Origin of the sequence: Streptomyces sp. NPDC058284, from assembly GCF_042881135.1 — a bacterium.
In the GTDB taxonomy this organism is placed as follows: domain Bacteria; phylum Actinomycetota; class Actinomycetes; order Streptomycetales; family Streptomycetaceae; genus Streptomyces.
The window spans coordinates 1-20,144 of record NZ_JBHVYE010000009.1 but is presented as its reverse complement, the minus strand read 5'-3'; the positions used below and the strand labels follow the sequence as shown (position 1 = coordinate 20,144).

The window sequence follows — 20,144 nt, the reverse complement described above, 5'->3', positions numbered from 1 at the left end:
CGGACGGGCTCACTCGAGCCCGTCCGGCGATTTTCCGTTTCCCCTCCCCGCGTTTCCCCTGGGACTCCCGGGGCGCCCGGAACGTTCGCGACGGGCCCGGCGAAATGTGGCGTCCCGCACCTCGGACAATGGATTGGACAACGCGGCACTGGAGAGACGCATCATGGAACCACCCCCCACAGACCGGCCGAGGTCACGAGGCCGCACGCACTAACGGAGGACATCCCTGTGAAGGTCGGAATCGTCGGAGCCACCGGTCAGGTCGGCACGGTCATGCGCAAGATCCTCGCCGAGCGGAAGTTCCCGGCCGAGGAGCTGCGTCTGTTCGCCTCGGCCCGCAGCGCCGGCACGGTCATCGACGGTGTGACCGTCGAGGACGCCTCCACGGCCGACTACACGGGCCTGGACATCGTGCTGTTCTCGGCGGGCGGGGCCACCTCGAAGGCCCTCGCCGAGAAGGTCGCCTCCCAGGGCGCCGTCGTGATCGACAACTCCTCGGCCTGGCGCCGCCACCCCGAGGTGCCCCTGGTCGTCTCCGAGGTGAACCCGCACGCGATCAAGGACCGCCCCAAGGGCATCATCGCCAACCCGAACTGCACGACGATGGCCGCGATGCCGGTCCTGCGGCCGCTGCACGCCGAGGCGGGCCTCGAAGCGCTGGTCGTCGCCACCTACCAGGCGGTGTCCGGGTCCGGCCTCGCCGGTGTGGACGAGCTGTTCGAGCAGGTCAAGAAGGTCGGCGAGGACGCTCCGAAGCTGACCCACGACGGCTCGGCCGCCGAGTTCCCCGAGCCCGACAAGTACGTCGCGCCGATCGCGTACAACGTCCTGCCGATGGCCGGCTCCATCGTCGACGACGGCCTGAACGAGACCGACGAGGAGCAGAAGCTCCGCCACGAGTCCCGCAAGATCCTGGAGATCCCGGAGCTGAAGGTCTCGGGCACCTGTGTGCGTGTCCCCGTCTTCACCGGCCACTCGCTCCAGGTCAACGCCCGCTTCGCGCGGCCGCTGAGCCCCGAGCGCGCCACCGAGATCCTTCGGGGTGCCGAGGGCGTCGTCGTCACCGAGGTGCCGACGCCGCTGGTCGCCGCGGGCAAGGACGACGCGTTCGTGGGCCGCATCCGCAAGGACGAGACGGTCGAGAACGGCCTGGCGTTCTTCATCTCCGACGACAACCTCCGCAAGGGCGCGGCGCTGAACGCCGTGCAGATCGCGGAGCTGGTCGCCGCGGAGCTCAAGGGCTGAGCCCGGCCTTTCCCGTCCGTACGCGGTTGCGGGACGGTCGTACGCAGTCGGGGGCGGTCACCTTTCACCGGTGGCCGCCCCCTTCGCGCACGCCACCGCCACCAGCGCGAGCCCCGCGAACCCGCCGCCCAGCCACAGCACGGCGCCCGCCCCGTGTCCGTCCGCGACCCGCCCTCCGGCGAAGGCGCCCAGCGCGATCGCGACGTTGAACACCCCGGCGAAGAGCGCGGAGGCCGCCTCACGGGCGTGCGGGGCCGCGGCCATCACCCAGTTCTGCGCGGAGACCGAGACCCCGCCGTACGCCAGGCCCCACGCCACGAGCAGTGCCACCGTCGCGACGGGCGAGGCGCCCGCGGGCACCATGAGCAGCACGACGGCGGCGAGCCCGGAGCAGATGGCGAGCAGCGCCCTGCGCGGGGTGCGGACCGCCACGGCGCCGCCCGCGAAGTTGCCGACGATGCCGGCCGTCCCGTAGGCGAGGAGCAGCACGCTGATCAGGCCCGCGCCGATGCCGGGCACCCGTTCCAGGACGGGGCGTATGTAGGTGTACGCGGCGAAGTGGCCGGTGACCAGGAGGGTGACGGCGAGGAGCCCGGCCCGCAGCCGGCCGATGCGCAGGAGGCCGGGGAACGCGCCGAAGCCGAGCCCCTCGTGCGCGGGGAGCGGCGGCATGACCGCGCGGAGCAGCCCCGCGACGGCGAGGGCGAGCACGGCGAGGGCCGCGAACCCCCAGCGCCAGCCCGCCAGTTCGCCCAGGAGCGTCCCCGCGGGGACGCCGAGCACGGAGGCCACCGCGATCCCGCTGAAGATGACCGCGGTGGCACGTCCCGCGTTCTCCTCGCGGACCAGCCGCGCGCCGAGGCCCGCCGCGATGGCCCAGACCCCGCCGATGCAGACGCCCACCAGGACGCGCGCGGCGAGCAGGACGCCGAAGGCGGGCGCGAGCGCGGAGGCCACGTTGGCCGCGGCGAGCAGCGCCATCAGCAGGGCGAGGACCGTACGCCGGTCTGCGCGGCGGGCCGCGACGGGCAGCAGCGGGGCGGCGAGCCCGGCGACGACGCCGGGCAGGGTGACGGCGAGGCCCGCGGTGCCGTCCGAGACGTGCAGGCCGGAGCCGACGGAGGTGAGGAGTCCGACGGGGAGCATCTCCGTGGTGACGACCGAGAAGGTGGCGGCGGCGACCGCGAGGACGGCGACGCGGCCCCGCCGGCGCGGCAACACGTTGGGTCTGGTGGGGATATGAGTGCTCTGTGACATGGCTTCCACCCTGTGGGGGCGCCCGCACGGGAACAACGCGGAAGATCTCATCCTTGTATGAGCCGGATTCATCGACCGGGAAGGCCGGCGGGACGATCAGGGAAGAGAGACCGCGCGTCATGAGCGGGAACGGGCTGGAGATCCGGGAGCTGGAGTGCTTCCTGGTGCTCGCCGAAGAGCTGCATTTCGGGCGGGCGGGCGAACGGCTGTACGTCTCGCAGAGCCGCGTCAGCCAGCTGCTCGCGGCCCTGGAGCGGCGGATCGGCGCGCGCCTGGTGGAGCGTACGAGCCGCCGGGTCGCCCTGACCACCCTTGGGGAACGCTTCGCAGCCGAACTCCGGCCCGCCTACCGGGAGTTGGCGTCGGTGGTCGAGCGGGCCCGGACGGCGGCGCGCGGGGTCGAGGGCACGCTGCGGGTCGGCTTCCAGGGCACCGCCGACGACCGGCTGATGTGCGCCGTCGAGGCCTTCCAGGAGCGGTACCCGGCCTGTGACACGGAGATCGTGGAGATCCCGTTCTCCGACCCGTTCGGCGCGGTGCGCGCCGGTGGGGTGGACGCGGCGATCGTGCTGCTCCCCGTCGCCGAGCCCGACCTGGTCCTCGGCCCGGTCTTCTCCAGCGAGCGGCAGACCGTCGCCGTGTCGGTGCGGCACGCGTTCGCGGGGCGGGCCTCGCTCACGGCGGCGGAGGTGACCCGCATCCCGCTGATCGCGGCGGCGGAGCCCGCGCCCGCGTACTGGCGCGCGGCGCACGCCCCTTCGGATGCCCCCGCACCGGCGGTCCGCACGCTCCAGGAGGGACTGAGCCTGGTGGCGGCGGACCGGGGCGTGATGCTGCTGTGCGGCCCGACGGCGGAGTACCACGGCCGCAAGGACGTGGTCTTCGTGCCGGTCGACGGGCTGCCGGACTCGGTGCTCGGGATGGTGTGGCACCGGGACGGGGAGACGGAGCGGGTACGGGAGTTCGCGCGGGCGGTGGGGGCGGGCCAGGACGCGTCCTAGCGGTTCCTGAGGTCAGGGCCCGGGTCAGCCGTTCCTGCGCACCTCGAAGTGGAAGCAGCCGTACTCCACGGCGCGGACGTGTACGAGGGCGACCCGCGGGTCGGCGAAGGCCTCGGCGAACGCGGCGTCGAAGCCCTGCTCCTCGTTCTCGGGGATCTCCAGCAGGCGGCCCCCGACGATGTGCCCCCGCGCGTCGTAGCGGCGCAGCGTCCGCAGCGCCCCGGCGCGGGAGAAGGGGTAGCCCGCGCGCTCGCCCTTCGGCCCCTCGCACGGGTCGGCGTGGATGAAGACGGGCCCCTGCTCGTCGTAGGCGCCGGGGGTGGCGCCGGTCTCGGCGGCCCAGCGGCGCAGCGGCGCGTACGAGACGAGGGCGACGCGCTCGCCGGGTGCGATGGGCCGCAGGCAGCAGCGGAGCGGGCTGCCGCCCTCCTGGTCGATGTACGGGACGCAGGGCCGCCCGGCGTCGTCGGTGTCCCGGAGCTGCGCGAGGACGGTGGGGGTGATGGGGCGCGGGGTGTAGGTGGTGGGCGCGTGCGGGGCGGATGTGTCCGGGATGGTCGTGTGCGTTCGCGTGGTGGTCATGGGTCGAGCCTCGCGCGTGGGCGAGGGACGAGCTGGCGGTATTCGGACGTGGAGCTGGGGATCAGGGTGCGTGCGCGGGGTGTCGGCCCGGCGCCTCACCCCACCCCCCACGACCCCCGCCCGTTCAGTTCCGCCACGTCCGCGCCCGTCGTTCTGCGGTACGCCGCGTGCAGCTCCGCGAGCTCCTGCGGTGTCAGTACGTCCTCGATGCGGTCGAAGCCGTCCGGGGCGCGCACGGCGACCGCCTGGAGGATGCGGTCGGCCGGCATCGTGCGGTTGGCGAGGACGACCGCGTTGGCCGCCTCCCGCCGCACCTCCTCGTACGCCCGCACCCCCGCCTCCCGGTCCGGCGCGGTGTGGGCGAGGCAGCGGGCGAGCACGCGGGCGTCGAGGATCGCCTGGGAGCCGCCGTTCGACCCCACCGGGTACATCGGGTGCGCCGCGTCGCCGAGCAGGGTGACCGGACCGCGGCCCCACCACGGAAGCGGGTCCCTGTCGACCATCGGGTACTCCAGGATGTGCCGCGTGGCGGCGAACAGCGCGGGGACGTCGAGGTCGCCGATGCGCCAGCCCGCGTAGTGCGGCAGGACGTCGGAGAGGCGTCCGGAGCGGTTCCAGTCGGCGGGCCCCGCCATGCCGTGGTGGTGCGCCGAAGGCAGCCGCACCTCCGCCACCCAGTTGAGCAGGTCCCTGCCGCGCTCCTGGGCCCGCCGTGAGATGGGGTAGACGACGAGTTTGGCGGTGGCGTTGCTGCCCGCCACCGCGACGGTCCTGCCGCCGAGCACGGGATGCCAGTCGGTGGTGCCGCGCCACATCCGGATGCCGTTCCACAGCGGCGGCCCCTCGCCGGGGTGCAGCATGGCCCGCACCGTCGAGTGCAGCCCGTCGGCACCGACCAGGGCCCGCACCCGTACGGCGTACTCCCTGGCCCGCCCCATGTCCCGCAGGATCACCCGCAGCGCGCCGCCCTCCCGCTCGGCGAGGCGGACGAACGCCGTGCCGGTGCGCACCGCGTGGTCGCCGAGCCGGTCGCGGACCGCGTCGAGCAGGATGAGCTGGAGCGCGCCGCGGTGGATGGAGTACTGCGGCCAGTGGTAGCCGAGGGCGAGGCCGCGCGGCTCGGCCCAGATGCGGTTGCCGTGCCGGTCGAAGTGGACCATCGCGTCGGGGGCGACGGCGGTCGCCGCGAGCTCGCCGCCGAGCCCGAGTTCGGTCAACTCCCGCACCGCGTGCGGCAGGAGGTTGATGCCGACGCCGACGGGGCGCAGCTGCGCCGCGGTGTCCACGACGCGGACGTCGATGCCCGCGGCGTGCAGGCTGAGCGCGGCGGTGAGTCCGCCGATGCCCGCGCCCGCCACGAGTACGTCGGTCATGGCCGCCGCGCGTACGGGCCGGTGGTGACCGGCCTCTCGATCCCCAGCATCTCCGGCATCCCCCTGTGGTCCCTGACCGTCCGCGGGGCCGTGGTCGGCGGCCGGGGCGGAGCGGTGCGAACGCGCGGAGCGTAGCCGCACGGCAGCGGGAGAACAATGGGCCCGGCGGCCATCCGCAGCCGCATGGAAGGATGGCCGGAAACACCACAAGTCGCACCCACCGACCCCCGACGCGTCGTGCCAAGAAGGACCACACGTCGTACCCGAGGAGATGACCGCGTGCCCGGCACCAATCTGACCCGCGAAGAGGCGCAGCAGCGGGCGAAGCTGCTCACCGTTGACTCGTACGAGGTCGATCTCGACCTTTCCGGCGCGCAGGAGGGCGGCACCTACCGGTCCGTGACCACGGTGCGCTTCGACTCCGCGGAGGCGGGCGCCGAGACCTTCGTCGACCTGGTGGCCCCCGCGGTCCACGAGGCCGTCCTGAACGGCCACGCGCTGGACGTGGCCTCGGTCTTCCGTGACTCGCGGATCGCGCTGACGCACCTGCGGGAGGGCCGCAACGAGCTGCGGGTCGTCGCCGACTGCGAGTACACCAACACCGGTGAGGGCCTGCACCGTTTCGTCGACCCCGTCGACCAGCAGGCGTACCTGTACACGCAGTTCGAGGTGCCGGATGCCCGGCGCGTCTTCGCCTCGTTCGAGCAGCCGGACCTGAAGGCGACGTTCCGGTTCACCGTGAAGGCGCCGAGCGGCTGGACGGTGATCTCCAACTCGCCCACACCCGAGCCGAAGGACGACGTCTGGTCCTTCGAGCCGACGCCCCGCATGTCCACGTACGTGACGGCGCTGATCGCCGGCCCGTACCACTCGGTGCACTCCTCCTACGAGGGTCCCGGCGGCCAGTCCGTGCCGCTCGGCATCTACTGCCGCCCCTCGCTCGCCGAGTTCCTCGACGCGGACGCGATCTTCGAGGTGACGCGGCAGGGCTTCGACTGGTTCCAGGAGAAGTTCGACTACGCGTACCCCTTCGCCAAGTACGACCAGCTCTTCGTGCCGGAGTTCAACGCGGGCGCGATGGAGAACGCGGGCGCGGTGACCATCCGCGACCAGTACGTGTTCCGTTCGAAGGTCACGGACGCCGCCTACGAGGTGCGGGCCGCGACGATCCTGCACGAGCTGGCCCACATGTGGTTCGGCGACCTGGTCACCATGGAGTGGTGGAACGACCTGTGGCTGAACGAGTCGTTCGCCACCTACGCCGAGGCCGCCTGCCAGGCATACGCGCCGGGGTCCAAGTGGCCGCACTCCTGGACCACGTTCGCCAACTCCATGAAGACGTGGGCGTACCGCCAGGACCAGCTGCCCTCCACGCACCCGATCATGGCCGACATCCGTGACCTGGACGACGTCCTGGTCAACTTCGACGGCATCACGTACGCGAAGGGCGCGAGCGTCCTCAAGCAGCTCGTCGCGTACGTCGGCGAGGACGAGTTCTTCCAGGGCGTGCAGGCGTACTTCAAGCGGCACGCGTTCGGCAACACGCGCCTGTCCGACCTGCTCGGCGCCCTTGAGGAGACCAGCGGCCGCGATCTGAAGACGTGGTCGAAGAAGTGGCTGGAGACGGCGGGCATCAACGTCCTGCGTCCGGTCGTGGACGTCGACACGTCCGGGGTCATCACGTCCTTCGCCGTCAAGCAGGAGGCGCCCGCGCTCCCCGAGGGCGCGAAGGGCGAGCCGACGCTCCGTCCGCACCGGATCGCGATCGGCCTCTACGACCTGGACGAGGCCTCCGGCAAGCTGCTGCGCACGGACCGCGTCGAGCTGGACGTCGACGGCGAACTGACCGCCGTGGACGCGCTGGTGGGCAAGCGCCGCCCGGCCGTGATCCTCCTCAACGACGACGACCTGTCGTACGCGAAGGTCCGCCTGGACAGCGAGTCGCTGGCGTTCGTCACGGACCACATCGGCGACTTCGACGCGTCGCTGCCGCGCGCCCTGTGCTGGGCGTCGGCGTGGGACATGACGCGCGACGCGGAACTCCCGACCCGGGAGTACCTGAACCTCGTCCTTTCCGGCATCGGCAAGGAGTCCGACATCGGCGTCGTGCAGTCGCTGCACCGCCAGGTGAAGCTCTCCCTGGAGCTGTACGCGGCTCCGGCGGGCCGCGAGGCGGCGCTGACCCGCTGGACCGAGGCCACCCTGTCCCACCTGCGGGCCGCCGTGCCGGGCAGCGACCACCAGCTGGCGTGGGCCCGCGCCTTCGCCGCGACGGCCCGCACCGACTCCGACCTCGCCCTCCTGGAGCGGCTGCTCGACGGCTCGGAGTCGGTGGACGGCCTCGCGGTCGACACGGAGCTCCGCTGGGCGTTCGTGGCCCGGCTCGCGGCGACCGGCCGGCTCGACGAGGCGGGCATCGCGGCGGAGCTGGAGCGGGACAGGACCGCGGCGGGCGAGCGGCACGCGGCGTCCGCGCGGGCGGCGCTGCCCACCGCGGAGGCGAAGGCCGCGGCCTGGGCCTCGGTCGTCGAGTCCGACACCCTGCCGAACGCGATCCAGGAGGCCGTGATCGACGGCTTCGTCCAGACCGACCAGCGCGAACTCCTCGCTCCCTACGCGGAGAAGTTCTTCGCGGCGGTCAAGGGCGCGTGGGACTCCCGCTCGCACGAGATGGCCCAGCAGATCGCCACGGGCCTCTACCCGTCGCTCCAGATCTCCCGGGCCACGCTGGACGCCACGGACGCGTGGCTCGCCTCGGCGGAGCCGTCCGCGGCGCTGCGCCGGCTGATCACGGAGTCGCGGGCGGGGGTGGAGAGGGCGCTTCGGGCTCGGGACGCCGACGTGTAGCCCTCGCCGGGCGGGGGGACCGGGGAGGTTCGTTCTCCCGCCCGCCCGCCCGTTGCCCCGCGACGCAGCGCTGGGTAGGGGCTGGTGGCCCCCGCTCAGCTCGCCGATGCGCGGGCCGCCCAGACTCTGCGTTCCGTGCGGACCGTGAGGTCGGTGCGGTGCACGATGCTGTGGGGGCTTTCGGGGTCCAGCAGGCGGTCCAGTGCGGTGAGGTCGGCCGGGGAGAGCGTGGCGGCCGCCGTGTCGCGGATGCGTCGCAGGCTCTCCAGGGCGTACCGGGCCACCGTCCGCGAGCGGGAGTTCCTGATGTCGACGGTGATCGTACGCTCGTCCTCGACGGTGAATCCGGCCGCCGTGAGCATGGGGCCCCAGTCCGCGCCGCGATGCGGCACGTGCGTGGCGTGGTGGCTGTCGCTCGCCGCGTGGCAGCGCTCTTCGAGACCGGGCGCCTCCTCCGGGGCGTCCTCGGGCAGGAAGCGGGGGAAGCCCGCCAGCTCGACGACGGCGAACAGGCCGCCGGGCGCGAGCGAGCCGCGCACCTGGCGCAGGGTGCGCTCCGGGTCGGCCATGTGGTGCATCGAGGCGGATGCCCAGACGAGGCCGGGCGCGCCGAGGCCGGGCCATGCGGTGTCGAGCTCGGGCCAGTCGGTGTCGAGATCGGCCAGAACGGTCCGGACGCGGTCGTCCACACCGCGTGCTCGCGCCTTCTCCCGCAGGCGGGCCAGGTGCGTGGCCGAGGCGTCGACTGCGGTGACGTACGCGTCGGGGAAGCGGTCCAGGAGGGCGAGCGTGCCGGTACCGGTGCCGCTTCCCAGATCCACGATGTGGCCCGGGGCCTCGGTGACCGGCAGCCATCCGGTGATGGACGCGATGTGCTGGGCCACGACGTCCGCGTCCAGGTCAAGAATGTCCACCTGGTCGGCGTCGGAGGCGTGGGGGTGCGGGGCGGGGTGCGTCATGCGGTCCACGCTAGGGCGGCGGGAGGCCCGAAGCCCGTCCCGTGCCGGGATGCGCAAGACGATGGCCAGTTACGCTGCCGAACGCGCAAGCCGCGGGCATGAGGCGGCGAAGTGGCCCGCGCGCCGGCCTGTACAGTCCCTCCTCATGTTGTTGATCAACTCCTCCCGTGGGGGACGGGAGCCCACCGCGATCGCTCGTGCCGTCACCGACATGCTCCAGCCCCGCAACGTTCTCCTCGTCGGCATGCTCGGCATCGGTCTGGCGGCGGCGGGCGACTGGACTGGCCTTCCGTGGGGCGCCCTCGGCGCGCTGTGCGCCGGGCTCGTCCCCGCCGGGTACATCGAGTGGGAGCGCAAGCGGGGCACCTGGGGCGACCGCCACGTCGTGGACCGCACGAAGCGCGGCCCGATCTTCCTGGTGATCCTCGCGTCCATCGGTATCGGATCGCTCGTCATGGTCCTCGGCCACGCCCCGGCCGGCATCCTGGTCGCCATGCTCGCCCTGTGGGCGATGACCGTCGTCCTGCTGGCCGTGAACACGGTCTGGAAGATCAGCGTGGACTCCGCGGTCGCCTCCGCGGTGCCCGCGCTGCTCGCCGTCGTGCACTCGCCCTGGTGGTCGCTGGCCTACCTGCTCACGCTCGCGGTGTGCTGGTCGCGAGTGGCGCTGACGTACCACACCGTCGGCCAGACCGTGGCCGGCGCGTTCCTCGGTGCGGCGACGGCCGCGGCCTTCCTGCTGCCCTGACCCGCCGGGCAGGCCCCGGTCCTGCCCCAGCCCTGCCCCAGTCCTGCCCCAGTCCTGCCCTAGTCCCGGGTGCCTTCCTCGCCGCGCTGGTGGCCCCTGCGTGCGTCGCGGTCGAAGATGCCGAGGAGTTCGCAGGGTCCGCCCTCCGCGCCGATCGCGTGCGGCAGCATCGTGGGGAACTCGGCGGACTGGTTCGTCTCGATGCGGAAGCGGCGGTTGCCGAGCAGCAGGGTGGCCGTGCCGGACAGGACGACGAACCACTCGTGGCCCGGGTGCGCGCGCATGCGGGCGGGGTTGTCGGGCGGTGGCTCCGTCATGCGCTGCCGGATGACGGTCGTTCCGGGGTCCGCCTTCACCGACCAGTGCATACGGGTGTGGGCGGCGTCGATGACGGGGCTGGAGACGACGTCGTCGGCGCCCGTTTCGACCAGTTGGTCGAGCGACGTGTCCAGTGCGCGGGCGAGCGTGACCAGCTGGTCGAGGGCGAGCCTGCGCCGGCCGTTCTCGATGCGGCTGAGCGTGGACTGGCTGATCCTCGCGCGGACGGCCAGCTCCTCGAGCGACCAGCCCTGCGCCACCCGCAGGGCGCGGATCCGTCTGCGTACCAGGCTGTCCAGTTCGCCGTCGTTCGCGTCTTGCGTCATAAGCATCAGCGTATGCCCGCTTGGCAAAGCGGGCCTGGCGAAGACCGTGCCGCTACGCCCGCGACCGCTCCGGCACCGCGTCCCGCAGTGACGTCAGGACCCGCGCCACCGCTGCCCCGGAGGCCGCCCCCCGCCGCACCGCCGCGATCACGTGCCGGCGCGGGCGGTCCGCGGCCAGCTCCGCCATCACCACGCCGTCCCGCCGCACCGCCGCGAGACGGGGCACCAGGGCCACGCCCATCCCCGCCTCCACCATCGCGAGGATCGCCGTCCAGCCGGACGCCGAGTGCGCCTGCTCCGGCGCGAAACCGGCACCCTCGCAGGCCGCCCGCGTGATCTCCGACCAGGGGCCGCTGCCCCCGAAGATCCACGGTTCACCCGCCAGGTCCGCGAGCCGCAGCCCCTCGGCCGAAGCGAGCGGATGGTCGCCGGGCAGCGCCACGTCCAGCGGGTCGGCGAGCAGCGACTCCCGGGTGAAGCGGGTGTCGGCGTCGCCCGCGGCGGGCGCCTGGACGGCCAGGGAGAGGGCGATGTCCACCTCCCCGGCCGCGAGGAGTTCGTACGCCTGCGCCGCCTCGGTCTCCCGCACCCGTACGGAGATGCCGGGCGCCGCATCGCGCAACGCCAGGACCGCGGGCACGACCAGCGCGGGCACCGCCGTCGAGAACGCCCCGACCCGCACCTCCCCCGCCTCACCCTGCGCGTACGCGGCCAACTCGGCGTCGGCCCGCTCAAGTTGGGCGAAGACGGCTTCCGTGTGGCGCAGCACCAGGTGGGCGGCGTCGGTGAGGCGGACCCGCCGCCCGTGCGCCTCCAGGAGCGGTACGCCCAACTGTCTGGCGAGGTTGGACAGCTGCTGGGAGACGGCCGACGGCGTCATCCGCAGCGTCTGCGCCGTCGCCGTCACGGTGCCCCGTTCGCTCAACGTGCGCAGGATCTGCAGCTTCTTGATGTCCCACTCGCTCATGAGGCCAACGTACCGACTGGTCAGCAGCGGAGAACCCACCGGCCGCGCCCCCTACTTCGCGCGGGCCGCGCCCAGCACGACCCCGCCCAGGATCAGGCCCATGCACAGCACCTGGAGCCACCCCATCGCCTCACCGAGGAGCGCGAAGGAGAGCAGGGCGACGCAGACCGGCTGGAGGTAGTAGACGACCCCGGCGCGGGCCGCGCCGATGATCGATATCGCCTTGTTCCAGGCGAAGAAGGCGACCGCCGACGACACCACGCCGACGTAGAGGAGCGGCGAGACCGTGCCGACGGTGGGCTCGAAGCCGCCCTGGACGGCGTAGCTGACCGCGAAGACCGGCAGCAGCATCAGCGCGCCGAGCACGAACGTCGAGAGGAGGAAGGGGAGTCCGCCGATCTCCGCGGGCTTGCGCTTGAGCAGCGCGCTGTACGAGCCGAAGGAGAGCGCGCCCGCGATGATCCACAGATCGCCGCCCGCGAAGTCCATGGCGAGCGAGCCCCTGCTGACCAGCAGGAGGACCCCGGCGCAGGCGACGCACATGCCGAACGCGCGGCGCGCGCCGAGCCTTGTCCCGCCGAGCCGTTCGCAGACCGCCATCAGGACCGGCGAGGCGGCCATGATCATGCCCATGTTCCCCGCGGTGGTCGTCATGGCGGCCTGGTTCACCAGGGTGTTGTAGACGGTCACGCCGAGGAGCGAGGCGAGCAGCAGGAACTTGAGGTGCCGCCGGAGCAGCTTCCGCTGCCGCCAGGTCTGCCGCGCCGCGAACGGCGCGACCGCGGCGACGGCGATGATCCAGCGCCAGAACGCGTGCTGGACGGGCGGCACGCTGTCGTGCAGGGCCCGCGAGGTGACGAAGCTGCCCGACCAGACGACGGTGGCGAGGGCCGCGAGGGCGAGGCCGACGCCGATGGGGCGCGCGGCCGGGTGAGCGGTCGGCGCGGCGGGGACGGGGGTCCGGTCGAGGAGTGCCACGGGGTATCCCTTGCCTCTCTCCCCCGGGTGGCGGGGGCGTCTCGGTGATGTTCGCGGGACCACCGTGACACTCGGGAACCCATCAGGTCCATCGAATCTTTCAGCTGCATCTTTTAAGCTGAAGCGAACGATTCGGCGACCCGCCCGCCTCAGCCCACTCCCCACTCCCCCAGCGCCTCCGCCACCGCCCCCGCATCCGCGTCGTCCGCCGCCCACGCCACGTATCCGTCGGGGCGCACCAGAAGCGTCGTGCGGCGGTCGCTCGACCAGTGGGCCGGTACGGCGCGGCCCGTCGCGAAGCCCTCACCCACCGGGGCGACGAGGACGAACTCGCCCGCGCGCAGGAGCTCGTGGAGCCTTCCCTCCTTGAGTGCGATGTCGGGGGCGCGGCGGCCGACGAGGCGGTGGGCGCCCTTCGGGGCCGGGTAGGCGATGCCGACGCCGGTGACCTGGCCGACCGCCTTCCTGCGCACCGCGGGCACGCTGTTCACGGCGGTGGCGACCGCGGCGCGCGCCGCACGCGTCCAGGGCCGCTTGGCCATCGCCATCCTGACGATGCCGCCGCTGCTGCGGAGCACCGCCTTGCCGACCGGATGCCGCTCGGCCTGGTAGCTGTCCAGCAGCCCCTGCGGCGCACGCCCTTCGACGGCCGCGGCCAGTTTCCAGCTCAGGTTCGCGGCGTCCTGAAGGCCGGTGTTCATGCCCTGGCCGCCCGCCGGGGAGTGGACGTGCGCGGCGTCCCCGGCGAGGAAGACACGGTCCACCCGGTAGGCGGGCGCCTGCCGTTCGTCGCTGTGGAAGCGGGACATCCAGCGGGCGTCGTGCATGCCGAAGTCGCGGCCGAGCGCCTGCCGGACGATCTCCTTGACCTCGTCGAGACCGAGGGGCTCGCTGTCGGGGACGTCGCGGCGGCGGTCCCAGCCGATGACGCGGTGGTAGCCGTCGGCGAAGGGCGCGATGAAGGCGAAGGCGTCGCCGACGGCGTTGACGGTGAGCAGCGCCTGCGGCCGCTCGGCGAGCCTGACGTCGGCGAGGACGAGCGAGCGGATGACGGACCTGCCGGGGAAGGGCAGCCCGACCGCCTCGCGCACCTTGCTGCGCAGCCCGTCGGCGCCGACCACGTAGGCGGCGCGCAGAGAGCCCGGCTCGCCGCCGGGGCCGCGGAGTTCGAGCGTCACGCCGTCCGCGTCCTGAGTGAGTCCGCTCACCTCGCTCCCGTACGAGAAGCGCACCCCCGCGTCGACCGCGCGCCGCTCAAGGGCCCGCTCGACCTCGTACTGCGGGAGGACGAGGACGTGCCGGAAGCGGGAGGGCAGCCGTGCGAGGTCGAGCGAGAGGCGGCCGAAGAGGCGCAGCCTGTCGAGCGGCTCGCCCTTGGCCTCGAGCTCGTCGGCGAGGCCCCTGGCGTCCAGCTGCTCCAGGGTGCGGGCGTGCAGGACCATGGCGCGCGACAGGTTGCTGATGCCGTGCTCCCGCTTCTCGACGAGCGTGACGGGGACGCCCGCGGTGGCCAGGTCCCCGGCGAGGAGCAGCCCGGTGGGCCCGGCGCCGACGACCGCGACGGTGGTGGCGGTGGCCTCGCCCGCGTCTCCGGTGGCGCCCGTGTCGCCCGCGCTTCCGGTCCTGTCGCCCATGTTCCCGGTCGTGTCGCCCATGTTGCCGGTCGTACCGTTCATGGCTGCCTCCTGATGCCAACACCTGTTGGTCAACGCTTGTTGGCCAACGTAGAACCGCGGCCATGGACTGTCAACGCCTGTTGGCCTACGTTTGTTGACATGACCGAAAGACCTGCGGACGCGGCGGCACGCCGCTCCGACGCCACCCGCGCCGGCATCCTCGCCGCGGCCCGCGAGCGGTTCGCCGCGGACGGGTACGAACGCGCCACGATCCGCGCCATCGCCAAGGACGCCCGCATCGACCCGTCGATGGTGATGCGCTACTACGGCAACAAGGAGGGCCTCTTCGCCGCCGCGACCTCCGTCGACCTGCGCCTTCCGGACTTCACCCGGGTGCCGCGGGACGAGGTCGGACGGGTGCTCGTGACGCATTTCCTCGCCGTCTGGGAGGGCGGCGAGGTGCTCACCGCGCTGCTCCGGGTGGGCATCACCAATCAGGCGGGGGCCGAGCGCATGCGGGGCGTCTTCGAGGAGCAGATGCTGCCGGTCGCGCGGGAGGTCTGCCCCGATCCGGCCGAGGCACCGGCGCGGGCCGCGCTCTGCGCCGCCCAGATACTGGGGCTCGCCCTGACCCGCTACGTCCTGCGGTTCCCGCCGTCGGCCGCGCTGACGCGCGAGGAGGTCACGGACTGGCTGGCGCCGACGCTCCAGCGCTATCTGACGGCCGAGAAGCCGTGAGCGCGAGCGAGAGGGGCGCATGAGTGGGAGCACGCCGAGGGCGCCCTTCGGCGACGTCCGTATCCGGTACGCGTGGTACGCGCGATACGGGGTTACGTCGCCGAAGGGCGCCCTCGGCCCTGCGACAGACCTACGTAAGGCCTATGTCAGCCCTGCGTCAGCCCTGCTTCTGCTGCTTGCGGGACTTGTCGCCGACCATCACCAGGCCCGCGATCACCAGGAACAGCACGATGGGCGCGGCGACATAGAGGCCGAGCGTGTCGATGACGCTCAGGCCGGGGCCCGGGTCGTCACCGTCGTCACGCACGACCGCGAGGGCGGGGGACGACATGAGCAGCATCATCAGCGTCGTGCCGGAGGCCAGGGCGCCGGCGCGCAGTGCGTTCTTCTTGTCCACGGTGCCAACGTAGCGAACTCCTAAACGGGGTGCGCGCCCGGGGGTGCCGTACGGGCGCCTTCGCCCCGCACCGCCACTTCCCGGAACACGGCCATGAGCCCGTGCAGGCGCGGGGATGCGGCGAGTTCCTCCAGGGTGACGGGGCGTCCGGTGGCGTCGGCGACGGGCAGCCGCCAGTTGGGGTACTGGTCCCAGGTGCCGGGGAGGTTCTGCGGGCGGCGGTCGCCGACGGCGTCCGGGAGCCAGACGCCGATCATGCGGGCCGGGGTGGCAAGCAGGAAGCGGTGCACGGCGCGGATCTCGTCCTCCTCGGAGCCCATGCCGCCGGGCAGCATGCCGAGCCGGGAGAGCAGCCCGAGCCACTCCCGTACGTCGGCGGCTGCCGCGGACCGCTCCTCGGTCAGCGGGCGGGTCAACAGGCCCAGGTCATACCGGAGTTGGACGTGCTCGCCGGTGAGGCGGGCGGCGGTCGGCGGCAGGTCGTGCGTGGTGGCGGTGGCCACGCAGTCGGCGCGCCAGTCGGCGGGGGCCAGCGGGCGCCCGGTGCCCTCGCCCCCGTCCGCGCTCGTCCAGTCCCGCTCGAACCAGAGGACCGAGGTGCCGAGCACGCCGTGCTCGCGCAGGGTCTCGCGGACGCCCGGCTCGACGGTGCCGAGGTCCTCGCCGATGACGAGGGCGTCCGCGCGGCGCGCTTCCAGGGCGAGGACGGCGAGCATCGCCTCGGCGTCGTAATGGACGTACGTCCCCTCGGTGGGCTCACGGCCCTGCGGGACCCACCAGAGCCGGAACAGGCCCATGACGTGGTCGATGCGGAGCGCGCCCGCGTTCCGCAGGAGGCCGCGCAGGAGGGTTCGGTAGGGCGCGTAGCCGGACTCGGCGAGGCGGTCGGGGCGCCAGGGCGGCAGACCCCAGTCCTGGCCGCGCGCGTTGAAGGCGTCCGGCGGGGCCCCGACGCTCATCCGCGGGGCGAAATGCCGCTGCTGGGCCCAGGCGTCGGCGCCGCCGGGGTGCACGCCGACCGCGAGGTCGTGGACGAGGCCGATGCCCATGCCTGCCTCGCGCGCGGCGCGCTGGGCGGCGGCCAGCTGGGTGTCGGTGAGCCAGGCGAGGCGGCTGTGGAAGTCGACGCGGTCCATCAGCTCGCGCCGGGCGCGGGCCGTGCCCGGCGAGGACGGGTCGCGCAGGGCGGCGGGCCAGGAGTGCCAGTCGGGGCCGTAGGCCTCGGCGAGGGCGGACCAGGTGGCGTGGTCGTCCAGGGCGGCGCCCTGTTCGGCGAGGAAGTCGCTGTAGGCGGCGCGGCGGCCGGGGCCGAGGGGCACTTCATGGAGCAGTTCGAGGGCTTCGCGCTTGAGGGCCCAGACGGCGTCGCGGTCGATCAACCCGCCCTCGTCGAGGACCGCTTCGCGCAGCCGGGCGGCCCGGCGGCCCAGCTCGTCGACCCGGTCGCGGGCCTCGCCCCGCAGATACGCGAACTCCGGCACCGCCTCGACGCGCAGGTGCACGGGGTCGGGGAAGCGGCGGGACGAGGGGCGGTACGGCGAGGGGTCGCTGCCGGGGCCGTGGGGCGGGTTGGGCACGGCGGCGTGGAGCGGGTTGACCTGGACGAAGCCGGTGCCCAGGTCGCGGCCGGACCAGGCGGCGAGCTCGGCGAGGTCACCGAGGTCGCCCATGCCCCAGGAGCGGCGGGACAACAGGGAGTACAGCTGGACGAGCAGGCCGTGCGAGCGGCCCTCGGGGGTCTTGACCCGGCGGGGGGCGACGATGAGGTGGGTATGCGCCTCGCGCCCGTCGGGACCGCGCACGCGCATCCGGTGCACGCCGTGCGGCATCCGGGTCCGGGGACCCCCACCGGTCGACGCCCCCGTCTCCCATTCCTCGACGCCCCCGCCCTCCCACTCCACCCGTACGTGTGACCCGGGCGGCAGGTCGGCGAGGGGTGCGGCCCGGTCCGTGGGGGTCCGCGCGGCGGCGGGGCCGTCCGGCTCGGCCGGGGGCTCGTCCGTCCAGGTCACCACCGTCGGTGGCAGCAGGCGCCCGGACAGTTCCGCCTCGCGCGCGGCCAGGGCCGACCCGACCGCTTCCGGGGTGCTCGCGTCCACGTCCAGCGCGGCGAGCGCGGCGATCACCGCGGCGTCGACGGCCGGGACGGTGCGCCCGGGGGACGGGGAGTAGGAGGTGGCCACTCCGTACGAGGCGGCCAGCCGGGAAAGGGTCATCAGACCCCCATGAAGTCCAGGCCCGAGGCCATGCCCGCGGAGGTGGGCTCGCTCGTCAGCGGGGCGGCGGCGGCGAGGGGCGGCTCGCTGGTCAGCGGCGCGGTGTCGGCGAGCGGGGGCTCGCTGGTGAGGGGCGGCTCGACGCAGCCGCAGGAGCAGGAGCCGTCGAGGCCCGAGTCGGGGTGGGAGACCTGTTTGGAGAGTGCGGAGAGCAGAAGGCTGGCGGAAGCGGCCACGTGGGAGCTCCTTGTCAGGGGGCAGGTCTCGGCAGCCCTACCCAATGCGCGGGGTCGCAGACGTATACGTTGCCTCAACGTGTCCTGGGTCACATGGGTTCCCCGTCGCGGGAGGTGTTTCTCCGGGGGTGGGCGAAGCCCGGAGAAACCGTCTGCGACGCCCGATCCCCTCGGGAAGATCTCCAGGTGCCGCAGGACGGTCTCCGCGTACGAAGAGGCCCGGATCGAGAGCTAGGCGGATATGCCGTCGATCCGGGCCATCGCGTCGTCCGCGCCGAACGGCTGCAAGTACGGCAGCCAGCGCGGATCCCTGTGTCCGGTCCCGATGATGCGCCACGCGAGGCCCGAGGGCGGCGCGGGTTTGTGCCGCAGCCTCCAGCCCAGCTCCATGAGGTGCCGGTCGGCCTTGACGTGGTTGCAGCGGCGGCACGAGGCCACCACGTTGTCCCAGGCGTGCTGGCCGCCTCGGCTCTTGGGGATGACGTGGTCGACGCTGGTTGCGACGCCACCGCAGTACATGCACCGGCCGCCGTCGCGGGCGAACAGCGCCCGCCTGGTCAGCGGGACGGGGCCGCGGTAGGGGACCCGGACGAACCGCTTGAGGCGGACCACGCTGGGTGCGGGGACGGTGCGCGTTGCGCTGTGCATGAAGGCGCCGGATTCCTCGAGGCAGAGAGCCTTGTTCTCCAGGACGAGGACGAGCGCGCGGCGGAGCGGTACGACGCCGAGGGGCTCGTACGACGCGTTGAGGACCAAGACATGCGGCACGGCGGATGCCTCCTTGTACGCCGGCGGCGCGTGGCTCGCGCCGGGACGATCTGGCTGTCAGTCTCCCCTCATGCCTGGTCGTAGCGCCAGCATGTCCCCGTAACGGCCTTGAAGTGTTTTCGACCACAGCGGGCGCGGTACCGGGACATCATCCGGCTCCTCCCCAGGTGAGCCCGGTCTCTCCCTCGCACACGACAACGGTCCACACACGCTGCCCCGTTAGTGTGGTGGGTCTGCCCGGTTCCCCCGGTTCGTCTCCGTCGAGTCGTTTTCCTCCCCGGGCAGGTCGCGATACCTGGAGGTACCCGCAGTGCTCTTGTCCGTCCTTTCGGCCGCCGGAACGGACCCGGACGACAAGCCGACACCGAAGCCGACGACGAAGCCGCCCACGCTCGAGGACGCTCAGGAGAGCGCCACGAACGCGGCGAGCTGGGTCGAGCAGAACTGGTCCACGTGGCTCGGTATCGGCCTGCGCATCGTGCTCATCGTCGCGATAGCCCTCGTCCTGCGGGTTCTGGTGCGCCGCGCCATAACCAAGCTGATCGACCGCATGAACCGCACGGCGCAGGCCGTCGACGGCACGGCCCTCGGCGGCCTCCTGGTGAACGTCGAGCGCCGCCGCCAGCGCTCGCAGGCGATCGGCTCGGTCCTGCGCTCGGTGGCCTCGTTCCTGATCCTCGGCACCGCCGGGCTCATGATCCTCGGCACCTTCGACATCAATCTGGCGCCGCTGCTCGCCTCCGCCGGTGTGGCGGGCGTCGCGATCGGCTTCGGCGCGCGCAACCTCGTCACGGACTTCCTCTCCGGCGTCTTCATGATCCTTGAGGACCAGTACGGCGTCGGTGACTCCATCGACGCGGGCGTGGCCTCCGGCGAGGTCATCGAGGTCGGCCTGCGCGTCACCAAGCTGCGCGGCGAGAACGGCGCGATCTGGTACGTCCGCAACGGCGAGGTCAAGCGCATAGGCAACCTCTCCCAGGGCTGGTCCACGGCGCGCGTCGACGTGACGGTCCGCCCCGACGAGGACCTCGACAAGGTGCGGGCGACGCTCGCGGCGGTCGGCGAGACCATGGCCAAGGACGAGCCGTGGAACGAGCGGCTGTGGGGCCCGGTGGAGATCCTCGGCCTGGACAGCGTGCTGCTCGACTCGATGGTGCTCAGCGTGTCCGCCAAGACGATGCCGGGCGTTGCTCTGGGCGTCGAGCGGGAGCTGCGCTGGCGCATCAAGCGGGCCTTCGACGAGGCGGGCATCCGCATCGTGGGCGGCGTTCCGCTCCAGCCGGCCGATGCCGACGCCCCGGACCCGGCGGCTGGGGTCGCGGCGCCCTCCGCGTACGCCTCCGCGACCTCCCCGCAGTCGCTTGCGGCGTCTCCGATACCGCCGGCTCAGCCGAACATGTCGAAGTAGCGGGTCTTCGCTTCGCCCCTGCTCCCTGCGTTTCGGTGGGGCGGTGCCGTTGGGGGTGGGCGGGGGCGTCCGGGGTTTTGCGGAGTGTGGCGGTTCCGGGCCGGGAGTAAATTGCGGGACAGGCGGGGGCGGCGGGGGGGCCCCTTGACCAGCGCGACCCCAAA

The 20,144-nt window shown here is 73.1% G+C and carries 18 protein-coding genes; 6 read left to right on the top strand and 12 right to left on the bottom strand.

The window, feature by feature from the left end; genetic code table 11:
• The first annotated feature begins 228 nt into the window (after window positions 1-228).
• Window positions 229-1,245, top strand: coding sequence for an aspartate-semialdehyde dehydrogenase (locus tag ACFVYR_RS14925; RefSeq protein WP_384257428.1), 1,017 nt, complete (start codon window positions 229-231; stop codon window positions 1,243-1,245).
• 57 nt (window positions 1,246-1,302) lie between these two features.
• Here ACFVYR_RS14925 and ACFVYR_RS14920 read toward each other — a convergent pair whose 3' ends face one another.
• The gene (locus tag ACFVYR_RS14920) at window positions 1,303-2,502 is read right to left on the bottom strand and encodes an MFS transporter (protein ID WP_384257425.1); all 1,200 of its coding nucleotides are present in this window, start codon (window positions 2,500-2,502) and stop codon (window positions 1,303-1,305) included.
• 119 nt (window positions 2,503-2,621) lie between these two features.
• Between ACFVYR_RS14920 and ACFVYR_RS14915 the strand changes: the two genes are divergently transcribed.
• The gene (locus ACFVYR_RS14915; protein WP_384257422.1) at window positions 2,622-3,503 is read left to right on the top strand and encodes a LysR family transcriptional regulator; all 882 of its coding nucleotides are present in this window, start codon (window positions 2,622-2,624) and stop codon (window positions 3,501-3,503) included.
• Between the two features lie 24 nt (window positions 3,504-3,527).
• On the opposite strand, the gene ACFVYR_RS14910 is transcribed toward ACFVYR_RS14915, so the two are convergent.
• Both ACFVYR_RS14910 and ACFVYR_RS14905 read right to left on the bottom strand, forming a co-directional pair.
• Window positions 3,528-4,085: a DUF1203 domain-containing protein gene (locus tag ACFVYR_RS14910; protein ID WP_384257420.1), complete on the bottom strand. Its 558-nt coding sequence runs from the start codon at window positions 4,083-4,085 to the stop codon at window positions 3,528-3,530.
• Between the two features lie 95 nt (window positions 4,086-4,180).
• Window positions 4,181-5,458, bottom strand: a complete 1,278-nt coding sequence (locus tag ACFVYR_RS14905; RefSeq protein ID WP_384257417.1) for a flavin-dependent oxidoreductase — start codon at window positions 5,456-5,458, stop codon at window positions 4,181-4,183.
• A 279-nt stretch (window positions 5,459-5,737) separates the two neighbouring features.
• On the opposite strand from ACFVYR_RS14905, the gene pepN reads away from it, so the two are divergent.
• The gene (gene pepN / locus ACFVYR_RS14900) at window positions 5,738-8,305 is read left to right on the top strand and encodes an aminopeptidase N (RefSeq protein ID WP_384257415.1); all 2,568 of its coding nucleotides are present in this window, start codon (window positions 5,738-5,740) and stop codon (window positions 8,303-8,305) included.
• A 95-nt stretch (window positions 8,306-8,400) separates the two neighbouring features.
• On the opposite strand, the gene ACFVYR_RS14895 is transcribed toward pepN, so the two are convergent.
• Window positions 8,401-9,264: a class I SAM-dependent methyltransferase gene (locus tag ACFVYR_RS14895; RefSeq protein WP_384257412.1), complete on the bottom strand. Its 864-nt coding sequence runs from the start codon at window positions 9,262-9,264 to the stop codon at window positions 8,401-8,403.
• A gap of 145 nt (window positions 9,265-9,409) precedes the next feature.
• Here ACFVYR_RS14895 and ACFVYR_RS14890 point away from each other — a divergent pair, with 145 nt between their 5' ends.
• Window positions 9,410-10,012 carry a hypothetical protein gene (locus ACFVYR_RS14890; RefSeq protein ID WP_384257409.1) on the top strand — a complete coding sequence of 201 codons (603 nt, stop codon included), beginning with the start codon at window positions 9,410-9,412 and terminating at the stop codon, window positions 10,010-10,012.
• Window positions 10,013-10,071: 59 nt separating this feature from the next.
• Here ACFVYR_RS14890 and ACFVYR_RS14885 read toward each other — a convergent pair whose 3' ends face one another.
• The 4 genes from ACFVYR_RS14885 to ACFVYR_RS14870 all read right to left on the bottom strand — a co-directional run bounded on the left by ACFVYR_RS14885 (window position 10,072) and on the right by ACFVYR_RS14870 (window position 14,235).
• The gene (locus ACFVYR_RS14885) at window positions 10,072-10,656 is read right to left on the bottom strand and encodes a helix-turn-helix domain-containing protein (RefSeq protein ID WP_384257407.1); all 585 of its coding nucleotides are present in this window, start codon (window positions 10,654-10,656) and stop codon (window positions 10,072-10,074) included.
• A gap of 52 nt (window positions 10,657-10,708) precedes the next feature.
• Window positions 10,709-11,623, bottom strand: a complete 915-nt coding sequence (locus ACFVYR_RS14880; protein ID WP_384257404.1) for a LysR family transcriptional regulator — start codon at window positions 11,621-11,623, stop codon at window positions 10,709-10,711.
• Between the two features lie 51 nt (window positions 11,624-11,674).
• A complete protein-coding gene (locus tag ACFVYR_RS14875) occupies window positions 11,675-12,601 on the bottom strand; it encodes a DMT family transporter (protein WP_384257402.1) in 927 nt (308 codons plus the stop codon).
• A 149-nt stretch (window positions 12,602-12,750) separates the two neighbouring features.
• On the bottom strand, window positions 12,751-14,235 hold the full coding sequence (locus ACFVYR_RS14870) for an FAD-dependent monooxygenase (RefSeq protein WP_384257556.1): 1,485 nt from the start codon (window positions 14,233-14,235) through the stop codon (window positions 12,751-12,753).
• 141 nt (window positions 14,236-14,376) lie between these two features.
• Between ACFVYR_RS14870 and ACFVYR_RS14865 the strand changes: the two genes are divergently transcribed.
• Window positions 14,377-14,955 (top strand): TetR family transcriptional regulator, encoded by a 579-nt coding sequence (locus tag ACFVYR_RS14865; protein WP_384257399.1) that lies wholly within the window; start codon window positions 14,377-14,379, stop codon window positions 14,953-14,955.
• A gap of 157 nt (window positions 14,956-15,112) precedes the next feature.
• Here the strand turns inward: ACFVYR_RS14865 and ACFVYR_RS14860 are convergent, their stop codons facing one another.
• The 4 genes from ACFVYR_RS14860 to ACFVYR_RS14845 form a co-directional block, all read right to left on the bottom strand.
• Complete coding sequence (locus tag ACFVYR_RS14860) at window positions 15,113-15,352, bottom strand: hypothetical protein (RefSeq protein ID WP_384257397.1); 240 nt, start codon at window positions 15,350-15,352, stop codon at window positions 15,113-15,115.
• Window positions 15,353-15,372: 20 nt separating this feature from the next.
• A complete protein-coding gene (gene malQ, locus ACFVYR_RS14855) occupies window positions 15,373-17,568 on the bottom strand; it encodes a 4-alpha-glucanotransferase (protein ID WP_384257395.1) in 2,196 nt (731 codons plus the stop codon).
• Window positions 17,568-17,804, bottom strand: a complete 237-nt coding sequence (locus tag ACFVYR_RS14850; protein WP_384257392.1) for a hypothetical protein — start codon at window positions 17,802-17,804, stop codon at window positions 17,568-17,570. The genes malQ and ACFVYR_RS14850 overlap by 1 nt, the downstream gene beginning before the upstream one ends.
• Before the next feature lie 231 nt (window positions 17,805-18,035).
• Window positions 18,036-18,572 (bottom strand): HNH endonuclease, encoded by a 537-nt coding sequence (locus ACFVYR_RS14845; RefSeq protein ID WP_150184145.1) that lies wholly within the window; start codon window positions 18,570-18,572, stop codon window positions 18,036-18,038.
• A gap of 310 nt (window positions 18,573-18,882) precedes the next feature.
• Here ACFVYR_RS14845 and ACFVYR_RS14840 point away from each other — a divergent pair, with 310 nt between their 5' ends.
• Window positions 18,883-19,980, top strand: coding sequence for a mechanosensitive ion channel family protein (locus ACFVYR_RS14840; RefSeq protein WP_384257390.1), 1,098 nt, complete (start codon window positions 18,883-18,885; stop codon window positions 19,978-19,980).
• Window positions 19,981-20,144: the final 164 nt, after the last annotated feature.